This is a genomic window from Rivularia sp. UHCC 0363 (genome assembly GCF_034931125.1).
GTDB lineage: Bacteria > Cyanobacteriota > Cyanobacteriia > Cyanobacteriales > Nostocaceae > Rivularia.
In genome coordinates this window covers 1-21,856 of sequence record NZ_JAYGHM010000066.1, presented here as the reverse complement: position 1 = coordinate 21,856, position 21,856 = coordinate 1, and the positions used below count along the sequence as shown (strand labels likewise).

15 protein-coding genes are annotated in these 21,856 nt (G+C 39.7%); 5 read left to right on the top strand and 10 right to left on the bottom strand.

What is annotated here, in order from left to right; translation table 11 throughout:
* Positions 1-154: 154 nt before the first annotated feature.
* From VB797_RS27710 to VB797_RS27680, 7 genes are all read right to left on the bottom strand, one after another.
* Positions 155-1,366 carry a DUF2201 family putative metallopeptidase gene (locus VB797_RS27710; protein WP_323240990.1) on the bottom strand — a complete coding sequence of 404 codons (1,212 nt, stop codon included), beginning with the start codon at positions 1,364-1,366 and terminating at the stop codon, positions 155-157.
* 211 nt (positions 1,367-1,577) lie between these two features.
* Positions 1,578-2,579 carry a MoxR family ATPase gene (locus VB797_RS27705; RefSeq protein ID WP_323240989.1) on the bottom strand — a complete coding sequence of 334 codons (1,002 nt, stop codon included), beginning with the start codon at positions 2,577-2,579 and terminating at the stop codon, positions 1,578-1,580.
* Positions 2,580-2,690: 111 nt separating this feature from the next.
* Entirely contained in the window at positions 2,691-4,478 is a 1,788-nt protein-coding gene (locus tag VB797_RS27700) for a hypothetical protein (protein WP_323240988.1), read from the bottom strand.
* A 528-nt stretch (positions 4,479-5,006) separates the two neighbouring features.
* Positions 5,007-7,031, bottom strand: coding sequence for a sulfite reductase, ferredoxin dependent (gene sir, locus VB797_RS27695; RefSeq protein ID WP_323240987.1), 2,025 nt, complete (start codon positions 7,029-7,031; stop codon positions 5,007-5,009).
* 658 nt (positions 7,032-7,689) lie between these two features.
* The gene (locus tag VB797_RS27690) at positions 7,690-8,220 is read right to left on the bottom strand and encodes a hypothetical protein (RefSeq protein WP_323240986.1); all 531 of its coding nucleotides are present in this window, start codon (positions 8,218-8,220) and stop codon (positions 7,690-7,692) included.
* 593 nt (positions 8,221-8,813) lie between these two features.
* Positions 8,814-10,175 carry an O-antigen ligase family protein gene (locus VB797_RS27685; protein WP_323240985.1) on the bottom strand — a complete coding sequence of 454 codons (1,362 nt, stop codon included), beginning with the start codon at positions 10,173-10,175 and terminating at the stop codon, positions 8,814-8,816.
* Between the two features lie 141 nt (positions 10,176-10,316).
* Complete coding sequence (locus VB797_RS27680) at positions 10,317-11,159, bottom strand: YaaW family protein (RefSeq protein ID WP_323240984.1); 843 nt, start codon at positions 11,157-11,159, stop codon at positions 10,317-10,319.
* Between the two features lie 125 nt (positions 11,160-11,284).
* Here VB797_RS27680 and VB797_RS27675 point away from each other — a divergent pair, with 125 nt between their 5' ends.
* Entirely contained in the window at positions 11,285-12,334 is a 1,050-nt protein-coding gene (locus tag VB797_RS27675; protein ID WP_323240983.1) for an NAD(P)/FAD-dependent oxidoreductase, read from the top strand.
* A gap of 185 nt (positions 12,335-12,519) precedes the next feature.
* On the opposite strand, the gene VB797_RS27670 is transcribed toward VB797_RS27675, so the two are convergent.
* The 3 genes from VB797_RS27670 to VB797_RS27660 all read right to left on the bottom strand — a co-directional run bounded on the left by VB797_RS27670 (position 12,520) and on the right by VB797_RS27660 (position 16,825).
* Positions 12,520-12,735, bottom strand: a complete 216-nt coding sequence (locus VB797_RS27670; RefSeq protein WP_323240982.1) for a DUF2945 domain-containing protein — start codon at positions 12,733-12,735, stop codon at positions 12,520-12,522.
* 275 nt (positions 12,736-13,010) lie between these two features.
* Positions 13,011-14,609, bottom strand: a complete 1,599-nt coding sequence (locus tag VB797_RS27665; RefSeq protein WP_323240981.1) for a S41 family peptidase — start codon at positions 14,607-14,609, stop codon at positions 13,011-13,013.
* Between the two features lie 1,364 nt (positions 14,610-15,973).
* On the bottom strand, positions 15,974-16,825 hold the full coding sequence (locus VB797_RS27660; protein ID WP_323240980.1) for a M28 family peptidase: 852 nt from the start codon (positions 16,823-16,825) through the stop codon (positions 15,974-15,976).
* Positions 16,826-17,098: 273 nt separating this feature from the next.
* Between VB797_RS27660 and dnaK the strand changes: the two genes are divergently transcribed.
* From dnaK to VB797_RS27640, 4 genes are all read left to right on the top strand, one after another.
* Positions 17,099-19,354: a molecular chaperone DnaK gene (dnaK, locus tag VB797_RS27655; RefSeq protein ID WP_323240979.1), complete on the top strand. Its 2,256-nt coding sequence runs from the start codon at positions 17,099-17,101 to the stop codon at positions 19,352-19,354.
* Between the two features lie 288 nt (positions 19,355-19,642).
* Positions 19,643-20,626 (top strand): J domain-containing protein, encoded by a 984-nt coding sequence (locus tag VB797_RS27650; protein ID WP_323240978.1) that lies wholly within the window; start codon positions 19,643-19,645, stop codon positions 20,624-20,626.
* A 126-nt stretch (positions 20,627-20,752) separates the two neighbouring features.
* Complete coding sequence (locus tag VB797_RS27645) at positions 20,753-21,274, top strand: J domain-containing protein (RefSeq protein WP_323240977.1); 522 nt, start codon at positions 20,753-20,755, stop codon at positions 21,272-21,274.
* Positions 21,275-21,383: 109 nt separating this feature from the next.
* Positions 21,384-21,656 carry a DUF3143 domain-containing protein gene (locus VB797_RS27640; RefSeq protein WP_323240976.1) on the top strand — a complete coding sequence of 91 codons (273 nt, stop codon included), beginning with the start codon at positions 21,384-21,386 and terminating at the stop codon, positions 21,654-21,656.
* Positions 21,657-21,856 lie beyond the last annotated feature (200 nt).

Below are 21,856 nucleotides of genomic sequence, written 5' to 3'. Positions count from 1 at the left end.
TTATGTATTTGTTCTTCTAAACTCTGTAACCCTGTTGAATTATTAGATAATTTTAAATATAGTTGCATAATATAAAATTTATTTGTTACGCAACCAAAACCTTGGGAGACGTAGCAATGCTACGTCTCTACATTGGTTATTTGTTATCTATTATCTAAACTGAAAACAACCGTACTGCTTCCCCAAAGGGAAATTCATCCAAAGCTAAACCACCTGGAGTAACCACCCACAGCACTGGGAGTTCGGGTAAAATATCCGGGAAAGTACCGTAACCATCTGTCAAATAAACGCATACCCCCGTTTGGTGTCCGTCCCATGTTTGAGCAACTTTATCAAAGAAAGGTACAAAAGATGTACCACCACCACCTTGAGGTTTTGGCGGCATAGAATCGGCGTTGATTTCGTAAGGGCCGTAAACTTCGGCATCAACGTAATAAAACTCGCACTTAATATGGGGGTAAGAACTCAAAATACCCTGCACTTCCGAGAAAAATAATCCCAGCAACTTTGTATCAATTGAGCCGCTAGTATCCAAAGCCAAGTAAACGCGAATCGATTCACCTTGCAAGCTTTCTAAATACAGCCTGCGTCCGATGAAACGGCGATCAAATCCCGAAAAATCAGTAGGGGTTTGTACTAAATATCGCCAAAGATAAGAGCGCCAATCAATTTGAGCGGAATTTAAAGTTTCCAGTTCTCGTTCAATTCCTCCCCCAAGATTACCTTTATTTGCAGTCCGAGCAACAGTTGCAGCTTGCTGCATCGCGTTTTGCCAATGCGCTTCCATTGCGGCTTTTTTAGCTTGAGACATACTATCACCGCTTTGGGTCGAGGTTTCACCTTTTTCTTGCTTTTCTCCCCCAGCTTTACCTTCTCCAGTCTTCCCTTCTTGTTGCGAACCACCAGCATCCTCCGGTGGACTATCAAGTAAATCTGGATTAGTTAATTGTGGTGCATTATCAACATCTTGAAGCAGGATTTCATAAACTTCCTCAACACTTAAATGTTCTAATTTGACATCTCTCAAAGTTCCTTGCGGTAATTCAAAACCATGAGTCGCAATCATCCCGTTTATAACGATATCAGCCGCAATATTCCACAACTGAGCATCTCGGACACCCCGACGCGGTACGTGGAGCAAAGCTGCGTGTAAAACTTCGTGTAGCAAAACCCCATCAACTTGTTTAGCAGGTAAAGACAATAGAAACTCGACATTATAGAAAATATCTTTACCGTCAGTAGCCGCAGTTGGCAATTTCTCTGTAGGAACAAAACGAGCAAACATTGCCAATGTTGCAAAAAAAGGTGATTTCGTTTGCAAGCGCAATAAAGACCCGCTAATACTTTTTTGAATATCTTTAGCCATGATAAAGAGTTAAGAATAGGGAGTAGGGAGTAGGGAGTAGGGAGTAGGGAGTAGGGAGTAGGGAGTAGGGAGTAGGGAGTAGGGAGTAGGGAGTTAGTGGAACGACTTGCTCACCAACCAGTTAGGAGTTAGGAGTACAACGACTTGCTCAGTAACCTGATTGAGTTAAGAGTTAATAATTGCGAATTGCGAATTGCGAATTGCGAATTGTTTAAGGTTTTTGAGATTCGAGATAATCCTGCAATAATTTCTTAAATTCCGGGTCTTTGCTGAGCAAATTAGCTAAAACTCCCCGTTTACCTTTACTTTCCATAACTCGCGATAAGTCCACGGCAAAAAGCCTTACCCATTCATTTGTTGCGACTTGATTTAACCAGTTGAAAGCGTTAAGTGCTTGATTGGCATTTTCAGCACGCACTGTTAATCCAATTACCGTTGCATATCTGACGCTGGGTTCTTTCGGAAATTGAATACTTTCGCCTTTTCCTGACAAAATCGCCATTAGATTAGGTAGATTTTCGTACATAGAAATGTATGAAGCAAACTCAGTAGCGGCAGCAGTTCCTACAGCGGGATTAATGTCTAATCCGGCACAATGCAAGGTACTCGCCATCACCCAAGAGCGAGGAGAAGCCCAAGCTGGTTGTTGGGGGTCAATTTTGTGTAATAAAGTGGTGCGGAAGGAAAGAAAAGCAATTATCTGCTCGTGTACGCCTTTTTCTAAAGCATAGGCTTTGAAGCTTTCAAAATCCGGTTTTACTTCTAAGTGCAGAAACCTATTTGCTAAAGGTGAGGGCATATCGAATACAGCGGCGCGGTCTTCTTTACGGTTGCCTGCTGCCCAGACAAACCAACCATCCGGCACTTCGTAGGAGCCTACACAGCGGTCTAAAATCAATTGTTGTGCAACTCCCTGCATCGCTGGAGGAGCCATATTTAACTCATCAAGAAACAATACACCTTTACCCTTACGGGGTAGAAATTCCGGCGGAAACCACTTAGAAATACCATCTTCAGCAACCGGCAAACCACGCAGATCGGTAGGTGCTAACTGAGATAAACGCACGTCAACAAATTCAATATCGCTTTCTCGTGTTAGCTGACTAACAATACTAGATTTACCAATACCCGGAGGGCCCCAAATCATCGTACTAATTTGAATATTATTACGAATAAGCTGGTCTAAAAATAATTTGAGTTCGTTGGGAGTCATAGGATTTTGGATTTTAGATTTTGGATTTTGGATTTGGGGATTAATAATAGTTAGGAGTTAGGAGTTAGGAGTTAGGAATTTATTTTTCTATCTACCTTTAACCTTTAACCTTTAACCTTGTCCCTGCCGTTTCCTAAGCGATCGCTTTGCGGATTTACAAACAACTGGGTCTTGGTCTTGGGCTAGGTGTTCTAATATTTCTGTGGGGGTTTCTCGATGTCTTGCTACAAATAGTCTTTCGGTTTCAACGACGCTGGTAGAAAATTCTTCTAATAATCTCTGTCGCATTTTTGGCGGGGTGTTGGGATGCTGTACTATATACCAGTCGTATCGGAAAAACTGCGCGAGTTGCTCTAATGCTTTAGCTGGGGTGTTGGGATTTTGAGCGATAAATGAACGTAAATGCCAATCCTTAATTAATATCTCTAGAACATTTCCAGGTGTTTTGGGATTGCTAGCAATAGCTTGACGAACTTCTAATCGCCAATCTTCCGCTAGTTTTTCTAAAACGTGGGGAGGAGTATTAATATTTTTCGCCACACCATAACGCACATCTTTCGATGTATCTTTGGCAAGTTCTTCTAAAACCGGCGAGGGAGTGCGAACGTTTAAGGCAATCCACGGGCGAAGTTCTAGTGAATTTTTTGCCCATTGAATTAAAATTGATATTGGTGCATACTCATGCTGTGCTACATATTTGCGAACTGATAAACGTTCATCTAATGCCAAGCGCCAAAGTATTTTTTGTAAGGTAGATTCCGGAGTATTGGGATGACGTGCTAATAACAAGTCGTGAAACGGAGTACTACCTAATATTTCCAACACATAACCAGGAGTGTTGGAATTCTTGGCTACAGCTGCTTGGATATCTCCCCTACTATCCATTGCTAATTCTTCGAGAATTTCTGGAGGGGTGCTGGGATTTTCGGCGACAAACTGACGCAGTTGTAAATCTTTTGCTGCCTGTATTAGTAGATGTTTTGGAGTATGGGGATGCCTTGCTACCATTTGACGCACCCGTTCGCTCGGATGTTCTGCCATTTCCTCCAACCAACTACTGGGGATGTGAGGATTATTCGGCAAAAAATTCATCGTATGCACCCGATAATCCATTGACAGTTCGATGATTAAATGCTTAGTCAAATCGGCACGTTTAGCGATCGCACTTTTGACTTTGGTATAAGGTACCTTAATCAATTTTTCTAGAACATTTAGCGGTGTATTGGGATTTTTAGCAATACTTGTTTCAATAGCTACTCTTAAATTCCAATTTGGTTCTGGATTGTCAACTAAAATTTCCAAAACTCTGACAGGAACTTTCGGATAGGTAGCTAGATACAAGCGAACGGAACTTGCACCATGTTCCGCCAATTTTTCCAAAATTTGAGGGGATACATCTTTGCGTTGTGCAATACATAAACCCAATTCCGGATCGTACCTACTTTTAATTGCTAACTGTTCTAATACGTGTTCCGAAGCTTGCTTATGTTTGGCTACAGCTTCCAAAACTAAAGAATTAGAATGCATTGCAGCACAAGCCAAAAACCATTCCGGTGCAACATCTTGTTTTAACAGTTTTAGCAAAGACCAATATGATATATCTGTTGCTAAATTCGGATTTTCCAGCATCAATAGGGATAATACTGGATTCGCGAAAAATGAAGACGGAAAATCTCCCGCCAATTTCAGCAGTATATCAGTCGGTGTATTGGGGTTTTTCGTTACATTTTCGCGGGTAGCTTTATCTTGACTCGATGCTAACTCCCGCAATAACTCCGCTTGGGCACTAGGATTTGCTGCCACCAATCTTCCTAGTTCTATACTTTCATAAGCAAGAACCCTAAGTTTATCGGGTGGAGTAGTTTCGTCAGCGGCAAGTTGTTCTGGGATTGGGTACATTAACGCTAACCTACCTCATGCGTAGATGTATTATTTTATTCTGTTATCTCTAGTGATTTCTAGTAAAAAGGCTACATTTTCGCGCTGAGGAGTAAATTACTTTGAGAGCTTATTACCAAGAGTTATCCTGCGTCACTTTCTAAAGCCTAAAATGGCTAAAATACCTAGTAATACTAGCTTACGCAAGCGTACTGCAATTACCGATTTTATACTTGGATGAAATTTTAACTAAACTTAAGTACCGTAAATCTGGGTTTAACGCCTAAAATACAATGTTATTATAACTACTGACTTATTTAAGTATTGAGAGAAAGATATTTTAACTATTCCCTTTCCGCTAGAAGATTACTGATAAAGAACCGCAGAGACGCAGAGAGCGCTGAGGAAAGAAATAAGGAGAGATAAGTAATTTTAGAGCGGGATAGGAGTAGTTTCCAGCCAGAGACTGGGAACCAGAAGAATAAATGAATAAATAAATAAATAAAGACGTTGCAATGCAACGTCTCATAATCAAGATGCTAAAAACCTTTACTCTGCTTCCAAATAAGCCTTTAAAGCCTCATTCACCATATCTGTCATCGGTTTACCTTTGCTTTCAGAAGCTTGTCTGAGCTTCTCGTAAATATCATCTTTAATGCTGACTCGATGTCTTAACTTTTTAGCAGTCGTCGTATTACCGATCGCAACTACTTGTCCCCCGCTTTCTTCTGTAATGGCTGCTGTAGTCGAATCAGCCATTGCTTCTACTAAACCATCGCTATCGTCGGATAATCCGGGAGCAGTTGTTTTGACTTCATAATTGGCAGCATATTCGCGAATCGCGTCAAAACCAACTCGATCGCAAAAGTCACCAAAGCTTTCCTGAGTTTCCTTCGACTCTTTAAAGTAAACGAACATCGGCTCTAACTGCGTTTCCAAATCATTAACGTGCAGCCTTTCCATGTAGGGTAACGCTAAACGAGTTTGATTTGGCGAACCTCCCAGCCACAGTTGATAAGCATCCGGAGCGCTACCAACAAAACCTAATTCTGCCATGTAGGGACGAGCGCAACCGTTAGGACAGCCGGTCATCCTGACTACAAAATGCTCTTTTTGTAAACCAACTCTATCTAAAAGTGTGCGAATCCGGTCTAAAATCCCGGGAATTGCTCGTTCCGATTCGGCGATCGCTAATCCGCAGGTAGGAAATGCGGGACAAGCCATTGCATAACGTACCAAGGGTTCAATTTTATTAGGGTCGGTATTTACACCGTGGTTTTGCAGAATTTCTTCAATAGCTGGTTTTTGTTCGGGTGCAATATCGCAGAAAATCAGGTTGTGGTTGGCGGTAAGACGAACATCTAAATTGAACTGTTCGACAATTTTTCTTAGTGCGGTTTTGAGTTGAAAGGAACCTTCATCTTTGACTCTACCGTTCTCAATGGAAATACCTAAAAATAGTTTTCCATCACCTTGTTCGTTCCAACCGAGGTAGTCTTGATATTTAAATTCGGGTAATGGTTTAAAAGGTTCTACAGACTTACCAAAATATTCTTCAACCTGGGAACGGAATTTTTCTACACCCCAATCGTTGATTAAATATTTTAAACGAGCGTGTCGTCTTTGAGTGCGATCGCCATAATCTCTTTGAGTAGCGACAACGGCTTTAACTAAATCGTAAACGTCTTCTTTTGAGACATAACAAACCTCATCAGCCTTTCTCGCAAAGGTTTCTTCCTTGTTATGGGTTCTTCCCAAACCACCACCAGCAAAAACATTGAATCCTTGTAATTCGGAATTTTCGTCGGTAATTACCACCAACGATAAATCCTGAGTATAAAGGTCAATGCTATTATCACCCGGTACCGTGACGCTAATTTTAAACTTGCGCGGCATATAGTGGCTACCGTAAATCGGTTCGGGATTATCGTGAAAAATAGTTCCCGTACCGTTACGTTGACGTGCAGCTTTTACCTCTGGATTTTCTTCAGCACTGATGGCTTTTTCACCATCGAGCCAAATCTCATAATAAGCACCAGTTTGCGGTGTAAGTAGCTCGGCAATTTTATCGGCGTATTCTACAGCGTATTGATATTCTGGTTTATTTTTATAAGGAGCAGCAGGAGCCATGACATTGCGATTCAAATCTCCACAAGCTCCTAGAGTGGAACCCATGTTTTTAATAATAGCCGCAATGCTAGATTTGAGATTTTTCTTTAAAATTCCATGCAGTTGAAAACCTTGACGAGTAGTTACCCGCATCGTATGGTTTCCATAGTCATCTGAAAGCTTATCTAAAGTTAAATACAGAGCAGGTGGAACAAAACCCCCCGGATTCCGGGTTCGTAGCATCATCTGATAATCTTTTTCTTGTCCTTTAACGCGATGATCGCGGTTATCTTGCTGATAAGAACCGTGAAACTTGAGAATTTGTATAGCTTCTTCACTAAAGTGAGTTGTATCTTCAAGAATCTCGGTTGCTACAGGTTCGCGTAAAAAATTGCTGCGTTCTTTGAGTCCTTCAAGTTTGGACGGCTTACGATTTGTGGTTTCGGGAGGAGCAGACTTAACCATTGCAGTGGTATTGTATTCTTAATAGGGCATCGCGTATTGCCGAGGTGCGATTTTTACAGTATTTTAATTACCAATAACTGTTTCAATGACACTGACTAAAATACCACCTTCATCTGTAATACTAATTTGACTTTGCAAAAAGTTGAAGGTGTTTATAACAAATAGATTAATCAGTATTACTGAATACTGGTCACTGATAAAGATGCATCCCTTCGGCTAAGTATATTCCCGGTATTCCGGTCGGAATTAAGGGGAACACTTTAATTTTATCACGGTAGAAAGCCCAATTTCCCATTGAAGCAACATTTAATCAAACCAGTGTTTATCGAAATGTAGAGATGTAGCACTGTTGCGATCGCCTCAATTACTCCTATCCCGATCGAGGATTAACTATCTGAGGGAGTAGGAAAGAAGAAATTACATGGGTAATCTTAAACCAAGAACAAAGTAAACAATCAACAATTGCGAATTGACAATTGTTCGCTCATCCATAAATAAACCCAGTTTCTCGCTCTAAATCCGGCATTCTATCGCCAGATGTTGGGAGAAACGGGGTTTTTCAAAGTTATATCTAAGTTAAACAGAAACCGAATATTTACTTACTCAGCAATCAGTAATCTACTAACTTAAATTAATAGAAACAAACCTGCCTGTACTATTAAAAGTTAAAGCCAACACCACCACCAACGTTAACAGGAATAGCACTAGTATTGTCGAAGCCATCAAGGGATACAGTAGCATTACTGTAGACAACAATGCCTTTCTTCACTTGGGATTCTACACCAATACTTGCGGTTACTGAATCTTTGTTACCTAAAGGAGATGATTGACCGTTTTTTTCTACGAAGGAGTAACCAACAGCACCATATACATTAGTGTTTTTAGCGATGCCTAAATCAGCAGAAATTTCAGGGTTGATCGCGGTTGTATCGTTGTTCCACAAAACCTTAGTACGTGCAGAGATGGGGGTATTTTTAATCTTCACACGACCTTGGATATTACCGCCGAGGTTAGCAGCATCATTTTGCTGTCCACCGTTAGTTACCTGACCACCGATACCAGCACCAACGTAGTTTCCATCAAAACCTTTAGGCTGTGCAGAAGCCTTACCAGCAGATAAAACAACAGGAGCAATTAATAAAGAAGATAATGCGGAGATTGTGACGCAGGATTTAATAAAGCGTTTCATAATTTTCACCAAATATTGTAGAAGTTGCTTTTACATTTATTGTCGAAAAACAAGCTAAAAGGTTCCAAAAGTTTTTACTAAATTGTTAATTTGTTACTTAAAAATCTGGAAATACTGATAAACACATATTTGTAGTTTTCTTAGCTTATTTTTTGAAAAAAGAATATTGATTATGTGACTTATAAATCAAAAGAAATGTTTCCAAAACGAATTTATAAAATCCTTTATTAGACGCTTTTTAATCTGTCACAAATGAGAGATTTTAATCAATAAAATGGAATAATAAAACTTAAACTATCTGCGTTATCTTACGGATAAATTTGTCTTACTATTATCTATAAGTTTAGACTGAAAAATTAGTTTGAAATTAATTGAAATCGGTGGTGGCTTTACAAGACAAGGGAGTAGGGGGAATGTACCTCATTTACCCAGCATTATGCTGTATGGCGTTTCTACAGGGTTTCGGGGATAAACGAACTAATCATGATTAATTAAATAGAATTCTAGTACTTGACCACATAAGTTCTGAGGAGTTATGGTAGTGCGTTACCCATAATAATTAATGTGGTGAAGTACTAGGTGAAACGGTATCCCTAAGCCGATTTTCCATCTTTAATTCCAGCTATAGCACCCAACATTAACCACGAAAACGTATTTAAGCGAAAATCAAACAGCGTTACATCCACCGTATTGAAGAGTATCCAGGCTGCAAACACTAATAAATAGCTGAAAAATATTAACCGATCTTGCTTGGGGATAATTCGTAGCGATCGCACTCCTCTAATAAATACCCAAGCCAACAAACCGCAAAACAACAGGGTTGCGGGGAGTCCAGTTTCAGCAGATAGCATTAAAAATAAATTGTGCGGATGACCCAACCACAGGTTCGTTTTTGCTTTATAAATATCCGAAAAATTACGCAGACCCCAACCAGTCCAGGGACGCTGTATAGTTAAATCCCAGGCAAAATCCCATTGACTTGTACGCATTAAAGCAACTGGTCTATCTGGGTGTAATTGGTCATTGAAACGCGCCCAGAAAAAAGCCGGAACAACTTTACGAAATGACTTTGCAATGGTTGGAGGTGCAAAAGCAGCCAAACCTACGCTAATTGCAATCCCAGTTACAAAAGCTACAATCAAGCGCCAGCCTTGGTAAACAGCGTAAGCCAAGCAAGCAGTTAAAGCAATTACCCATGCATTGCGAGAGTTAGTTAAAATTAACCCCGCGAAATTTATTATTACCGTTAAGGTAAGGAAAAGGAAGGAAGTCACAGAGAAGGCAGAGGGGGAAGAAAGGATAGAATCGCTCTTGTCCCCTTGTCCCCCCATCTCCCCATCCCTTTTTCTCCCCATTCCCTTGTCCCCCCATCTCCTTGTCCTCAATCTTCCCCATTCCTGCAACCATAAACCCAAGCTGAGAATAAAAACTATTACCAGATAACCAGCTAAAGTATTGGCGTACATGAAAACAGAAGCCATGCGATCAGGGGGGTTTCCTCCAGCAATTAGCGACCAACCAAAGATATTACTTGCAACACTCCACCCTAAAAATAGCTGTCCTATACCCAGAATCACTACTGGTAGGGAACCAATCGTTATAATCCAGGATATTCGTTTTAACTGCCAAGTTGTTTGGACTAAATGACTCCAACCGGCAAATAATAAAAAGAAAGGTAATAAATTAAATAAGCCAAGAAAAGCTGCTGTTTTATCCGCAGCAAAACCAACGGTAATTACTAATAATAGACTTAAAAGAATAAATCCTTGGTATAAGGAATGTTTGATAATCTGGCGGTATTCTTGCACGCAGGTGATTAAAGAACCTAAGAATAAACCTACAGCACCCAAAGCCGGAAACCAAGGAAAAATCAACAATCCTAATTGCAGGCAATACCAAGAAAATCGCAGTTTAGGGTCTGAATGTCGTAAATAAGACCATATAATTTTCGTCATTTGTTAATAGTAGGGAGTAGGGAGTAGGGAGTAGGGAGTAGGGAATAGTTAAGAATTTCGGATTTTAGATTTTAAGTTAGGAATTAGGAATTTTCTACCCATCCCCTATGCCCAATACCCCATGCCCAACTCCCAAAAAAATTAAGCCATTTCCCAACATTCAGCCCGTGTCAGACGAATTTGAGCTAAAGCAAAGATAGTGGGAATAATTCGACCGTAATTTGTGGCGATCGCTCTCCATCCCAAATCCGCGAAAAACCAAGCCCACATCATCGGGCCAACAAATGCAAATACGCTTCTCACGGCACCATAACGCGCTGCACTTACAGCCATACCCCGACGGGCTATTTGCGAAGTTGCATAGCCTTGAAACTGCTTTGCAGCCACAGTTCCACCTGTAATTGCGGTCTGTTTGGCTAGCTGATAAGTCGCAAAATGAGTCGCAAACTGACGGGTAATTTGTTTGAGCAACATTGGTTTAATTACCGAAGTCACAGCTATTGCACTACCGCCTTTAAAAATTAAGCCCAAGGGGTCTTTTTGTAAAGCTAAAGGTAATGGTTCGTTAACTTCGGATTTTACTAACTGCTGCTGTACCTTTTCGGTTAACTTTCTTTTTTCTCTCGCAGGTAGTTTCTTCCAAACTTTTCCTAAAAGATGTAGAAACACTTCTGCTTCTAAATCCACAGTTGTCAAATCGTCAGAATAAGGAATTTTTAAATATTTACAGACCTGTAACAAAGCTTCGCGGTAAGTTACCTGTTTGCTACGTCCCCGCAATACCGTCATTCCATCGGCAGCTAAAAAGCGAAAACGTTCCTCAAGCGCATCTAACCAAGCTTGACGACTTTGACTTTGCACTTCTATCGGGTCTGGTGTTTGAACGTAATCCAAAGGATTAAACTTACGACTAAATAAAATTGCAGTCAAATCTTGCAACTCTTCTTCAGTAGCTAACTCTAGCCCTGCCCTTAACTCATCCAATTTCCCTTCCTCCCTTACATTCGTTTGTTCCCGTACCTTATTCTACTATTAGCTTTCGGCACTCATTGGTTATCCTTTCTAAGACTGCTGAAAACTGATAATTCTATACAACGAGCTATTGACTAATGACTAATATTGCTATAGTTGGTGCCGGGATGGCGGGTTTAGTTTGCGCTCAACAATTAACTCAAGCGGGATATTCGGTACGGGTAATAGATAAATCTCGCGGAGTCGGTGGAAGAGTTGCTACCCGTCGTTTATCTGACACCAAAGCCGATCATGGTGCTTGTTATCTTAAACCCAAAGGCGAACTTTTGCAGCATTTAGTAAAGTTGCTGGTTCAAAAAGGGGATTTAGAAGTTTGGACGGACACCCTTCACGAATTAGAACCAAATTCTTCATCTATTATTCCAAATTCCCCATCATCTCTTCCCTACACCGCACCGGAAGGGATGAATGTTATAGCAAAATTTCTGGCACAAGGATTAGAAATACACCGCGAACAACGTGTTAATTCGATTACTCTTAATTCTCAAAATCACTGGCATTTAATTAGCGATACAAATGAAGAGTTTACAGCTTCATCTGTAGTCATAGCTATTCCAGCACCCCAAGCCGTGATGTTACTAGAACCATTAGCACAATTATTAGATAATAGTTTTTGGAAAAAATTGCGTAGTGTTGAATTTTACCCGGCTCTAACAGTAATGGCAGGATATGCCGATTCATTGCCACAACCGGAATGGAAAGCAATTACTTTTAAAGATAATCCCGTACTAGGGTGGATTGGGTTAGACAGTAGTAAACGAAAGATAGCGCGATCGCATTTTGTCGTCCATAGCAGCGCGGATTTCGCCGAACGTTACTTTGAATCGGAATTGCCACAGGTTGGACAACAAATGTTACAAACCGCTGCTTCCACCTTAAACTTACTGTGGTTGAACAATCCCCAATGGATGCAAGTACATCGTTGGAAATACGCATTCCCCAAAACACCCTTAGAACAATCTTGTTTAGCAGCAGAAACACCCGTACCCTTAGTATGTTGTGGAGATTGGTGCGGTGGAAATCTGGTTGAAAGTGCAATGCATTCCGGAATTGCCGCAGCAGAGCATATTAACAATAAACTTGAACAGCGTAAATTACCCGGAATTAATTTTCTGGATGCTCTGTAAAAACTTATAAATAATTAATTGTAGGGTGTGTAACGGCTTCGATACGTATTCGGGAAAAAATATAGCCAAAGCCGTAACGCACCATTTTTATCTGAGGTTGTACTTAAATGAGTTCTACGGGTAGATTTGGGAAAGTATTTCTGTAGAAACCTATTCCAATCCAAAATCTAAAATCCGAAATCATATTAATCTTCAATTTTATCTAAAGACTCAGGTTTATGAGCCGCTTTCTTGCCACTTTTCTCGCTTTCAACTAAATATTCGGGATTATCTTTTGAAGCTGCAACATGATGTCCTTTTATATCTGTTTCTGAAGTTAATTTCTTTTTAACTTCACCAGTGGTTTTACCTTGAGCCGTATTCCATTCGACTTTATCGCCTTTTTTTAGTTCTTCACTCATTTTATTTTTTCAATCGATATTTAATTCTTACATACATATTTTAAGTACATGAAAAAAAAGATCATCTGTCTACTGGTATCATTCTCTAGATAGATGATTTTTTGAATTTGGCTATACTTCCGGCACCCCTCTCCTTGACAAGGAGAGGGGAAGGGGGTGAGGTTTTTAATGTATTGGACTCAACTAAAAACTGCTATATACCAATATAAAAATTGCGCGTTATACCGTTAAATACAAAGACGTAGCAGTGCTACGTCTCTACATAATTAACCTATTTAGAATACTTCTAAAGGCAAATTATGAATCCCTTTCATATTTGCCAGAATGCTCGCGGCTTTTTCAATTAAATCGACATTAGCATTTAAAAGATCCTTGCGAGTCGTATTGTGAATATAATCTGGAATTACTCCAAAATCTTCTAAGGGCAAACCACTATTATTTCCTATACGAATCGAACGTCTTACAGCCATTCTTATTTGTGCATTTCTGGGTAAGGGAGAAAAGCCAAAAGGATGGAATAAATCGGAATATTCCCAAACATTTGCACCACCACCACTAGTATTTCCATTGGTACCAAGAATCGGTCCGATCGCGTTATCTTGAAACCCGGCCGCAAATATATCTGTGGTACCGTAACACAGAGCATCAGTTATCAAAAGAACGGGACCAAAATATTTTTTCCCGTATTGATTAATCTCGTCAACATAATAAGAATGTCCGCCAATTGGATAACCCATAGAATAAACAGCACCTGTATCTAAAGAACGCTCAATCGAACTTTTCCAGGGTTCCGGTGCTATTTTTAAAGTTGTCGGTGTATTAATAAACTGAAATAATTCTGGTTGAATTTTATTGGTGGTAAATAGCTGAAGAATCATTTCACCGGCTTCAATATATCCACCACCATTATCGCGAACATCAATTATTAGACCATCCCTAGGTAGCTGATCTAAAACACGAATCAAATCTTGAATAAATTTTTGTCTATCATAAACCATAAAAGTGTGAATTCTAATATAGCCAAATTCACCATATGAGGTAGTACGAATACTCCATTGAAAATCAGTTTCGTAAGATGTTTGACTATCTTTGGTAATTGGAGCAAACAAACCTTTTTTAATTTTCTGCAATTTTACAGTTTCAAAATCAACAGCTAAAGAACCATAAGCTTTTAAATGAGGAACAGCTTGATTATTTGTTTGAGCTTGAGTTTCTGGTAAATTCCAGGTTTGCCATTGAAAACGATGCTCGTAATGCTCTCGGTTTGCTGTTAAATAAGAAATATACAGCCATTCTTCATCGGGAATCAAATATTTACTTCCCGAACGAATAGTCATTGAATTTAGACTATGATTTCTACGTACATCATTATTACCATAATTCCGTAAACCATTTAACTCAATCGCACGTTCAATTGGAACACCATTCCAATGAGTAATTATCACCCCTTGTTTTAAACTTTCATGCTCAAAATCCTCATTTACATGAGAAACAATATAAAACCTTTGATTGTTTTCATAACATTCCTCGATCGCGAAAGGTAAAACAAAATTGATTGATTGGTAAGGCATCGGAGGCAGATATACTGTATGTAAGTCTCTAAGTTCAGCAAAGATACCAATCATTTCCTGTTGAAACTTAAGCTCGTTCATATTCACCAAACGATACTTAAGCAACTTCAAACGCTGTACCGGGTCTATAGCATTTCTCGCTCGTTTTAAAGGTAAATGAACATATATATTTTCAATAAAACTTAAAGCTTGATCGACAATTTCTTCTCTTTCTTCTCTAATCGATTGCTCAATAATTTGTTTCTTCTGTTCTTCCGTCAACCCCATTGCAGCTACTACATAATCCAACTTATAGTCAGTCATACTTATTTACTCCTTAGAGACTGTGTTAAAAAGAATACAGCTATTGTTACACAACCTGATTTTTAAACGTAAAAATTTTAACAATTATATGATTGTAGTCGCGATGCTTCAATTTCTCTCTAGGTAGGATTTTCAGACGAAATAGCAAATCGTACAGTTCTAATCAATGTGCTAAAGCTTATCAGTACCTGCTGAGGAATGAAATTCCCCGCTCTTTTAGCATAAGTCCTCTCAGAAAGGACTAAGTAAGGAATTTTATATGTCAAACTAATTACCAAATACTGCTTAAATTGTGCTGTATTTGTAAAATTGCAGGATGTAAAGAAATGCTGTTTCCACAAAGACAATAGTACGGAACTACTATATAATGTTGTTATTTCTAAAAATAAATTAATTGTAATCATATGCATTCCGAATTGCTTCAACATAGCGATTTGCAACCTTTTCTCAATGGTAATGCTTTAGCATAAGTAATTGATTCTCATGCTTACAGAAGAGAAAAAATTGCTAGTCATCCGAATATATTAGTTAGTACATTAGAACAACTTACTCAAGATTCTTCTCCTTCAGTACGTATTGCTGTTTACCAGAATCTGAAAACACCAGAAAAGTTAAGAAAACAACTTTTAGAAAAATTTTTTTAATTCAGTAAAAATCAAATACTTGTCAAGGATGACTATGGTGATGAAATTACATCCAAGTATATTTGGAAAGGTGTTGCGGAATCTGGAAATACTTCTGCTTCTGTTTTAGAAAGATTGGCTAATTTAGTAGATTTTGATTCAGAAATTAATAGACGGAAAAAAATTGCGATCGCGATTATTTGATAGGTAATTAGAATACACCAGTCGTAACTCGAAAAAGATTAACAGAACAACTTCAATCAATATCAAATTTAAAAGAAAATAAACTGTATTGGGAAATATGTTTAGCATTGGCTTTTAACACATCTATTTCCGATAATCATAGAGAAGAATATTTTCAGCAAGTATCAAACTATGGGAGGAAATATATTAAATCTAGAATATAATGTGAAACAAATTTTAGCAGAACTAACTCCTTTAAGATTAGCCCTTTGCGATGCTGCTGGATACAGTTATAACTATTAGGTATTAAAATGTCTGGGAATTATGAATACAATCCTTAAAATTATTGGAAAATAATACGACTACTTAACCCACCCAGGTGGGTTTTGCCTATATAGACGCGGTTTCAACCGCCGATTTTCTATAAATCTCTCTATATCCTCTTCCTCTGCGTCCTCCGCGTCTCTGCGGTTAAATAAACAAAATTCTCGTTACCAACCACAATCCTTGTAGCGACCCGATATATCGCGTCTCTACATTTGGGGATACATCCCGACTCTACATCAATTTCCTTATCCCTTCCTCCAACCCCCGACAAACCCCGGTCAAAAAATCCAAATCCAAAGTCCCAATCTTATCACTCGGCTTATGATAATGAGGATTCCGCATAAATGAAGTATCCGTTACCATCATTGCCGGATAACCTGCATCCCAAAATGGTGAATGATCGCTTCGTCTTACTGAAGGAACCATTTTACCTTGATTCGGGACTGGTAAAAATTCGCTCTCGATTCCACTTTTACGAATAATGTTGCGGAGTCGAAATAAATCGGGAAGAGTTCTTAAATTACCAATTAAAGCAATAAAATCACCTGTACTCGGATAAAACCTTTTCAACAACGGAGCAGGATAAACTTGCGAATCCGGATTAGAATCACAGTAACCTAACATTTCCAAGGACATCATCAAACGCAATTTTTGCTTTTCTCGCTGCAATTTTGCAACATAATCCCTACTACCCAACAACCCATATTCTTCCATATCAAAAGCCACCAGTCGCAAAGGGTACTTTGTTGGCTGCGTAACAAAAATTCTCGCTAACTCTAATAAAACCGCTACTCCGGTAGCATTATCATCAGCCCCTGGTGTCCCTGGAACGCCGTCATAATGAGCCGCAATTAAAATTGGTGATAAATTGCTCTTTTCATATTTAGCATCTGGAGGTAAATTCAAGATCAGATTTTCGCAAGATTTGCTACCAACTTCAAAGGTGTGGATTTCCACACTTCCCCATTGTGAAAAAGAAGCACGAATGTATTCTTGGACAAAGAAATGTCCTGCTGTTGCTAAATACGGGTCGCGTTCTCGTGCTATTTGGATAAGATGGGCTTCAAGTTGTTTTTTTAACACGGATTAACCAGGAACTATGAAGGATAAAGAATGAAGCATAATAAGAGAAAATGTTTTTTCGAGTACATTTATTGTGCCATTGGGCGAGAAAATGAAGCAGGGCTGTTAATGGCTTGTTTTGTAGATAAATTGTAAATTAATTAAATTATTTCAAACTTCGGACTTGCCAACAGATAATTTAGTTGACAATGTATTTCTCAACTGCAAGATACAATAAATCAAGCATTACTTCTAAACATATATTTATAAAAGATTCTAGGAGAAGCGTAGGGCATGGGCAAGGTAGTAGGCATCGACTTGGGTACAACAAACTCTGTAGTCGCCGTAATGGAAGGTGGCAAGCCGGTGGTTATTGCCAATGCAGAAGGAATGCGAACCACTCCGTCGGTTGTGGGCTTTAGCAAAGACGGCGAAAAGGTTGTTGGACAAATGGCACGAAGACAAACTGTCCTCAATCCTCAGAATACCTTTTTTGCGATCAAGCGTTTTATGGGACGCAAATATTCGGAATTAAATCCAGAATCCAAGCGAGTTCCTTATACAGTCCGTAAAGGCGAATTTGGTGATATAAAAATTGTCTGCCCTCGTGTAAAGAAGGATTTCGCACCGGAAGAACTTTCGGCGATGATTCTCAGGAAATTAGCCGATGATGCCAGTAGATATTTAGGTGAAGCTGTAACGGGTGCAGTAATTACCGTTCCTGCTTATTTTAATGATGCTCAGCGACAAGCTACCAGAGATGCAGGTAGAATTGCTGGTTTAGAAGTGTTACGAATTCTTAACGAACCAACTGCTGCTTCTTTAGCTTACGGTTTAGATAAAGTCGATAACGAAATAATTTTAGTCTTTGACTTGGGTGGTGGAACCTTCGACGTATCCATCTTGGAAATCGGCGATGGTGTATTTGAAGTTAAAGCCACATCCGGCGATACTCAACTGGGTGGAAACGATTTTGATAAACGAATTGTCGATTGGTTAGCCGATAAATTCTTAGAAGATGAAGGCATAGATTTAAGACGCGATCGCCAAGCTTTACAGCGTTTAATGGAAGCTGCGGAAAAGGCAAAAATCGAACTTTCGGCGGTCAGCGTTACCGATATCAATTTACCTTTTATTACTGCCGACCAAGATGGACCAAAACATTTAGAGACTCGGTTGACTCGTTCCCAATTTGAGGGAATGTGTGACGATTTGTTAGGTAAATTGCGAATTCCGGTGAAACGAGCGCTGCGAGATGCGGGAATGACACCGCGAGATATTGAAGAAGTTGTACTTGTGGGTGGTTCAACTAGAATGCCGATTGTGGAAAAATTGGTGGAGGGAATGATCGGCTTGCAGCCCAACCAAAATGTTAACCCCGATGAAGTTGTCGGTATTGGTGCTGCGGTTCAAGCCGGGATTCTAGGTGGCGAACTTAAAGATGTATTGCTGCTTGATGTCACTCCCTTATCAATCGGGTTGGAAACCATCGGCGGGGTAATGAAGAAGTTAATTCCTCGCAACACTACTATACCCGTTCGCCGTTCGGATATTTTCTCAACTTCCGAAAATAATCAAAATACCGTAGAAGTCCATGTAGTTCAAGGCGAACGAGAAATGGCTGCGGATAACAAAGCTTTGGGTCGTTTTAAGCTATATGGTATCCCTCCCGCGCCTCGGGGAATTCCGCAAATTCAGGTATCTTTTGATATCGATGCCAACGGAATTTTACAGGTAACGGCATTGGATAGAACTACGGGAAGAGAACAAAGTATTACTATTCAAGGCGCTTCTAATTTAAATGAAGCAGAGATTCAGCAAGCGATTCGGGACGCGGAAAAATTTGCCGATGTTGACAGACAGCGCAAAGAGAAAGTAGAAAAACGCACTCGTGCCGAAGCATTAATTTTACAAGCCGAAAGACAGTTGCGAGAAGTCGCGCTGGATTTCGGAATGCAGTTTGCTCGCAATCGTCGTCAACGAATTGATACTATTTGTCGAGATTTACGCGATAGTTTAAAAGCCGATGACGATCGCGGTATTGACCAAACCTATGCGGATTTGCAGGATGCTTTATCCGATTTGAATAAAGAAGTTCGTCAGTATTACGCTGAAGACGAAGATGACGATTTATTCGGTACTATCCGAGATATTTTTATCGGCGATAAAGATCGGGATGACGAATTCTATGATAAAGGTTACGGTAGGGATTCTAATCGGGGCAGCGGTAAAGATTACGACCGGGGAGGTTACGCCGGGAATTCTGACCGGGGTTATGGCAGTAGAGATAGAGAACCCGACCGGGGTTACAGTAGAGATGCCGATAGAGGTTATGGTAGCCGGGACTTAGACCGGGGTTATGGTCGAGATAGCGGTCGAGATGGCGGTAGAGATGGCGATCGCAATAGTGGTCGAGATTCTTACCGAGATGGGACTTCTGGCACTAGGGACAACAGCTACCCATCTTATGACAAAGGTTATTCATCGCGCAAACCAGCCAAACCTAGCTATCAAGATAACTGGGATGATGAGGATGACGAATGGCTCTAAAAAGTTTCAAGTTATCTTTTACAACCGAATATAGATTTTTCTTTGTGGGGCGGTACACGCCCTTAATTATTTCACAATATTTAGAATACAACTAGTGAAATAATCATATCTAATTAACTGCACCTACTTAAATATACGGATTTTAATCTTGGACGAGAGTACAAAATAGAAATATCAAAAATCAACAATAAATTCAAGAAAGACCTTCTTCTCAAGCATAAATCATCAACTTAAACTTAAATTATTAAGAGACAGAAAATCTATTAATCGAAAGTCAAACAACTCACTATGCAGAACTTGCAGAATTTTCGCGATTACTACGAGATTTTAGGAGTATCTAAAGATGCCCCAAATGAGGACATTAAAAAAAGTTATCGACGATTAGCGCGACAATATCATCCAGACCTGAATCCTGGTGATAAAACCGCAGAAGAAAAATTTAAAGATATAAATGAAGCTTACGAAGTTTTAAGCGACCCCAGTAAACGCGCTCAGTACGACCAATTTAGTCTTTTCTGGAAGCAAAATGGTTTTGGTGGGTCGAAATCTTCCTCGCGTAAAGGTACCAATCAAGGAAACGGTCGTACACAAGATGTAAATCCTGCTAAATACGATAATTTTGATACCTTTATTGACCAAGTTTTTGGTGTCAAAAATAAAGCAGGGAATACATCTAATAATTACGCTGATGCAACAGCTACAGACCCATTTCGGACTCAAAGAACAAAGGTTTCTTATACTCCCTCCTCGCGTCCAACTCGTCGTGATATCGAAGCCAGATTAACTTTACCCTTAGAAAAAGCTTATCAAGGTGGTTTAGAAAGAATTCGTCTTGAAGATGGACGTTCCTTAGAAGTTAATATGCCTCCAGGTATGGTAACAGGACAAACTATCCGCTTACGAAACCAGGGTATTAGTGGCGGCGATTTGTATCTCAAAATTACCGTACAGCCACATCACATTTTTAAACTTGAAGGCACCGATATCCACTGTCAAGTTCCGATTACTCCCTGCGAAGCAGTTTTAGGAGGACAAGTAGAAGCACCGACCTTAGATGGACTGGTAAAAATGACAATTCCTCATGGAGTTAGATCGGGTCAACGGTTGCGCTTAGAAGGTAAAGGATATCCTGACGAAAAAGGTAAGCGGGGGAATCAACTGGTAGAAATTCAAATAATTACTCCTAAAAATATCAGTCCCGAAGAACGCGAACTTTACGAAAAGTTACGCCAGATTGAAACTTTCAAACCTCGCGGTGATTTAATCAAATAATCCCCAGGGTAATTTAAACTCAAATTCACAAATATTTATTTACTTAATGACAATTTTCATAGCTTGGGACAAAAAGATAGTTCTAAAATATGAGAAAAAACTGTCCGCAAGGTAACGAACATAGCTGTGAATCAAAATGGGACAATATTAAGCCGCAGGGAACCTACCTACTACTTCTTGTTAGGTCTTCATCCAGCAGCTTCAGCGATTGAAATCCGTCGTGCTTACCGAGAACTTAGCAAACGCTATCATCCCGATACTACAGATTTGCCCACCGCACTAGCTACCGTTAAATTCCAAAAACTCAACGAAGCTTACAGCACTCTGAGTAATCCGCAAAAACGCTTGAGTTACGACCTGAAAATTGGCTATTCACGTTTTTCTGCGATCCAACCACCCTCCGACTTAAATTATCCGGCTTCTCAAAGTCGTTATGTATCTAAATCGGCTTACCTCGACCCTAGCGATCGCCCTCTTTCATCAGGTGAGCTTTTTGCTTTGTTTATTTTAGGACTAACTTTTTTAGGATGTTTACTCCTAGTAATTGCCGTAGGTTTAACTAGGGGTGAAGCTGCTTTTCAGACAAACATCCAGCAGCCAGATATTATCGTGCAGCAAATAATTCGCCCAGATAAATCAAATAGGTAATAGGTAATAGGTAATAGGTAATAGGGGATAGTAACCGATAGTTAAAAGCAATAGATTGATAAAAATCCAAAATCCAAAATCCAAAATCTAAAATCCAAAATTCATCCAGATGTATCTTTTAAACTCAGAAACACCACTATATAATCATCCACTTCCTCAAATTGAGCAGTGGCTAGAAAACAAAGGCTGTCAGCAAGACGCAACACATTTGCATTTGTGGCGTGTAAAGCGACCTTTTTGGGAAGCAGAAATTTTGCTTGATATTGAACAAGTTACAGTGCGATATATCAACGTAGGAGAGAACACAGAAGAGATCCAGCGCTCGTTCAAATATTCTCTCAGTCGTCAAGATATAGAAGAGGCAATTTTTTCCGGACCGTAGAAGGGATGGGGGGATGGGGAGATGGTGAACCCACTCTCGTGCGGAGGAACACGACCGTTGAGAGAAGTGGTGAACCCGAAGGGGGAGATGGGGAGACAAGGGGATATTTAAATTACAATTACCAATTCCCAATCCAAAATCTATTGACGCGAAAGCGTCTTCCCGCAGGGTAATCCAAAATCAAATAACTCCTACTATTT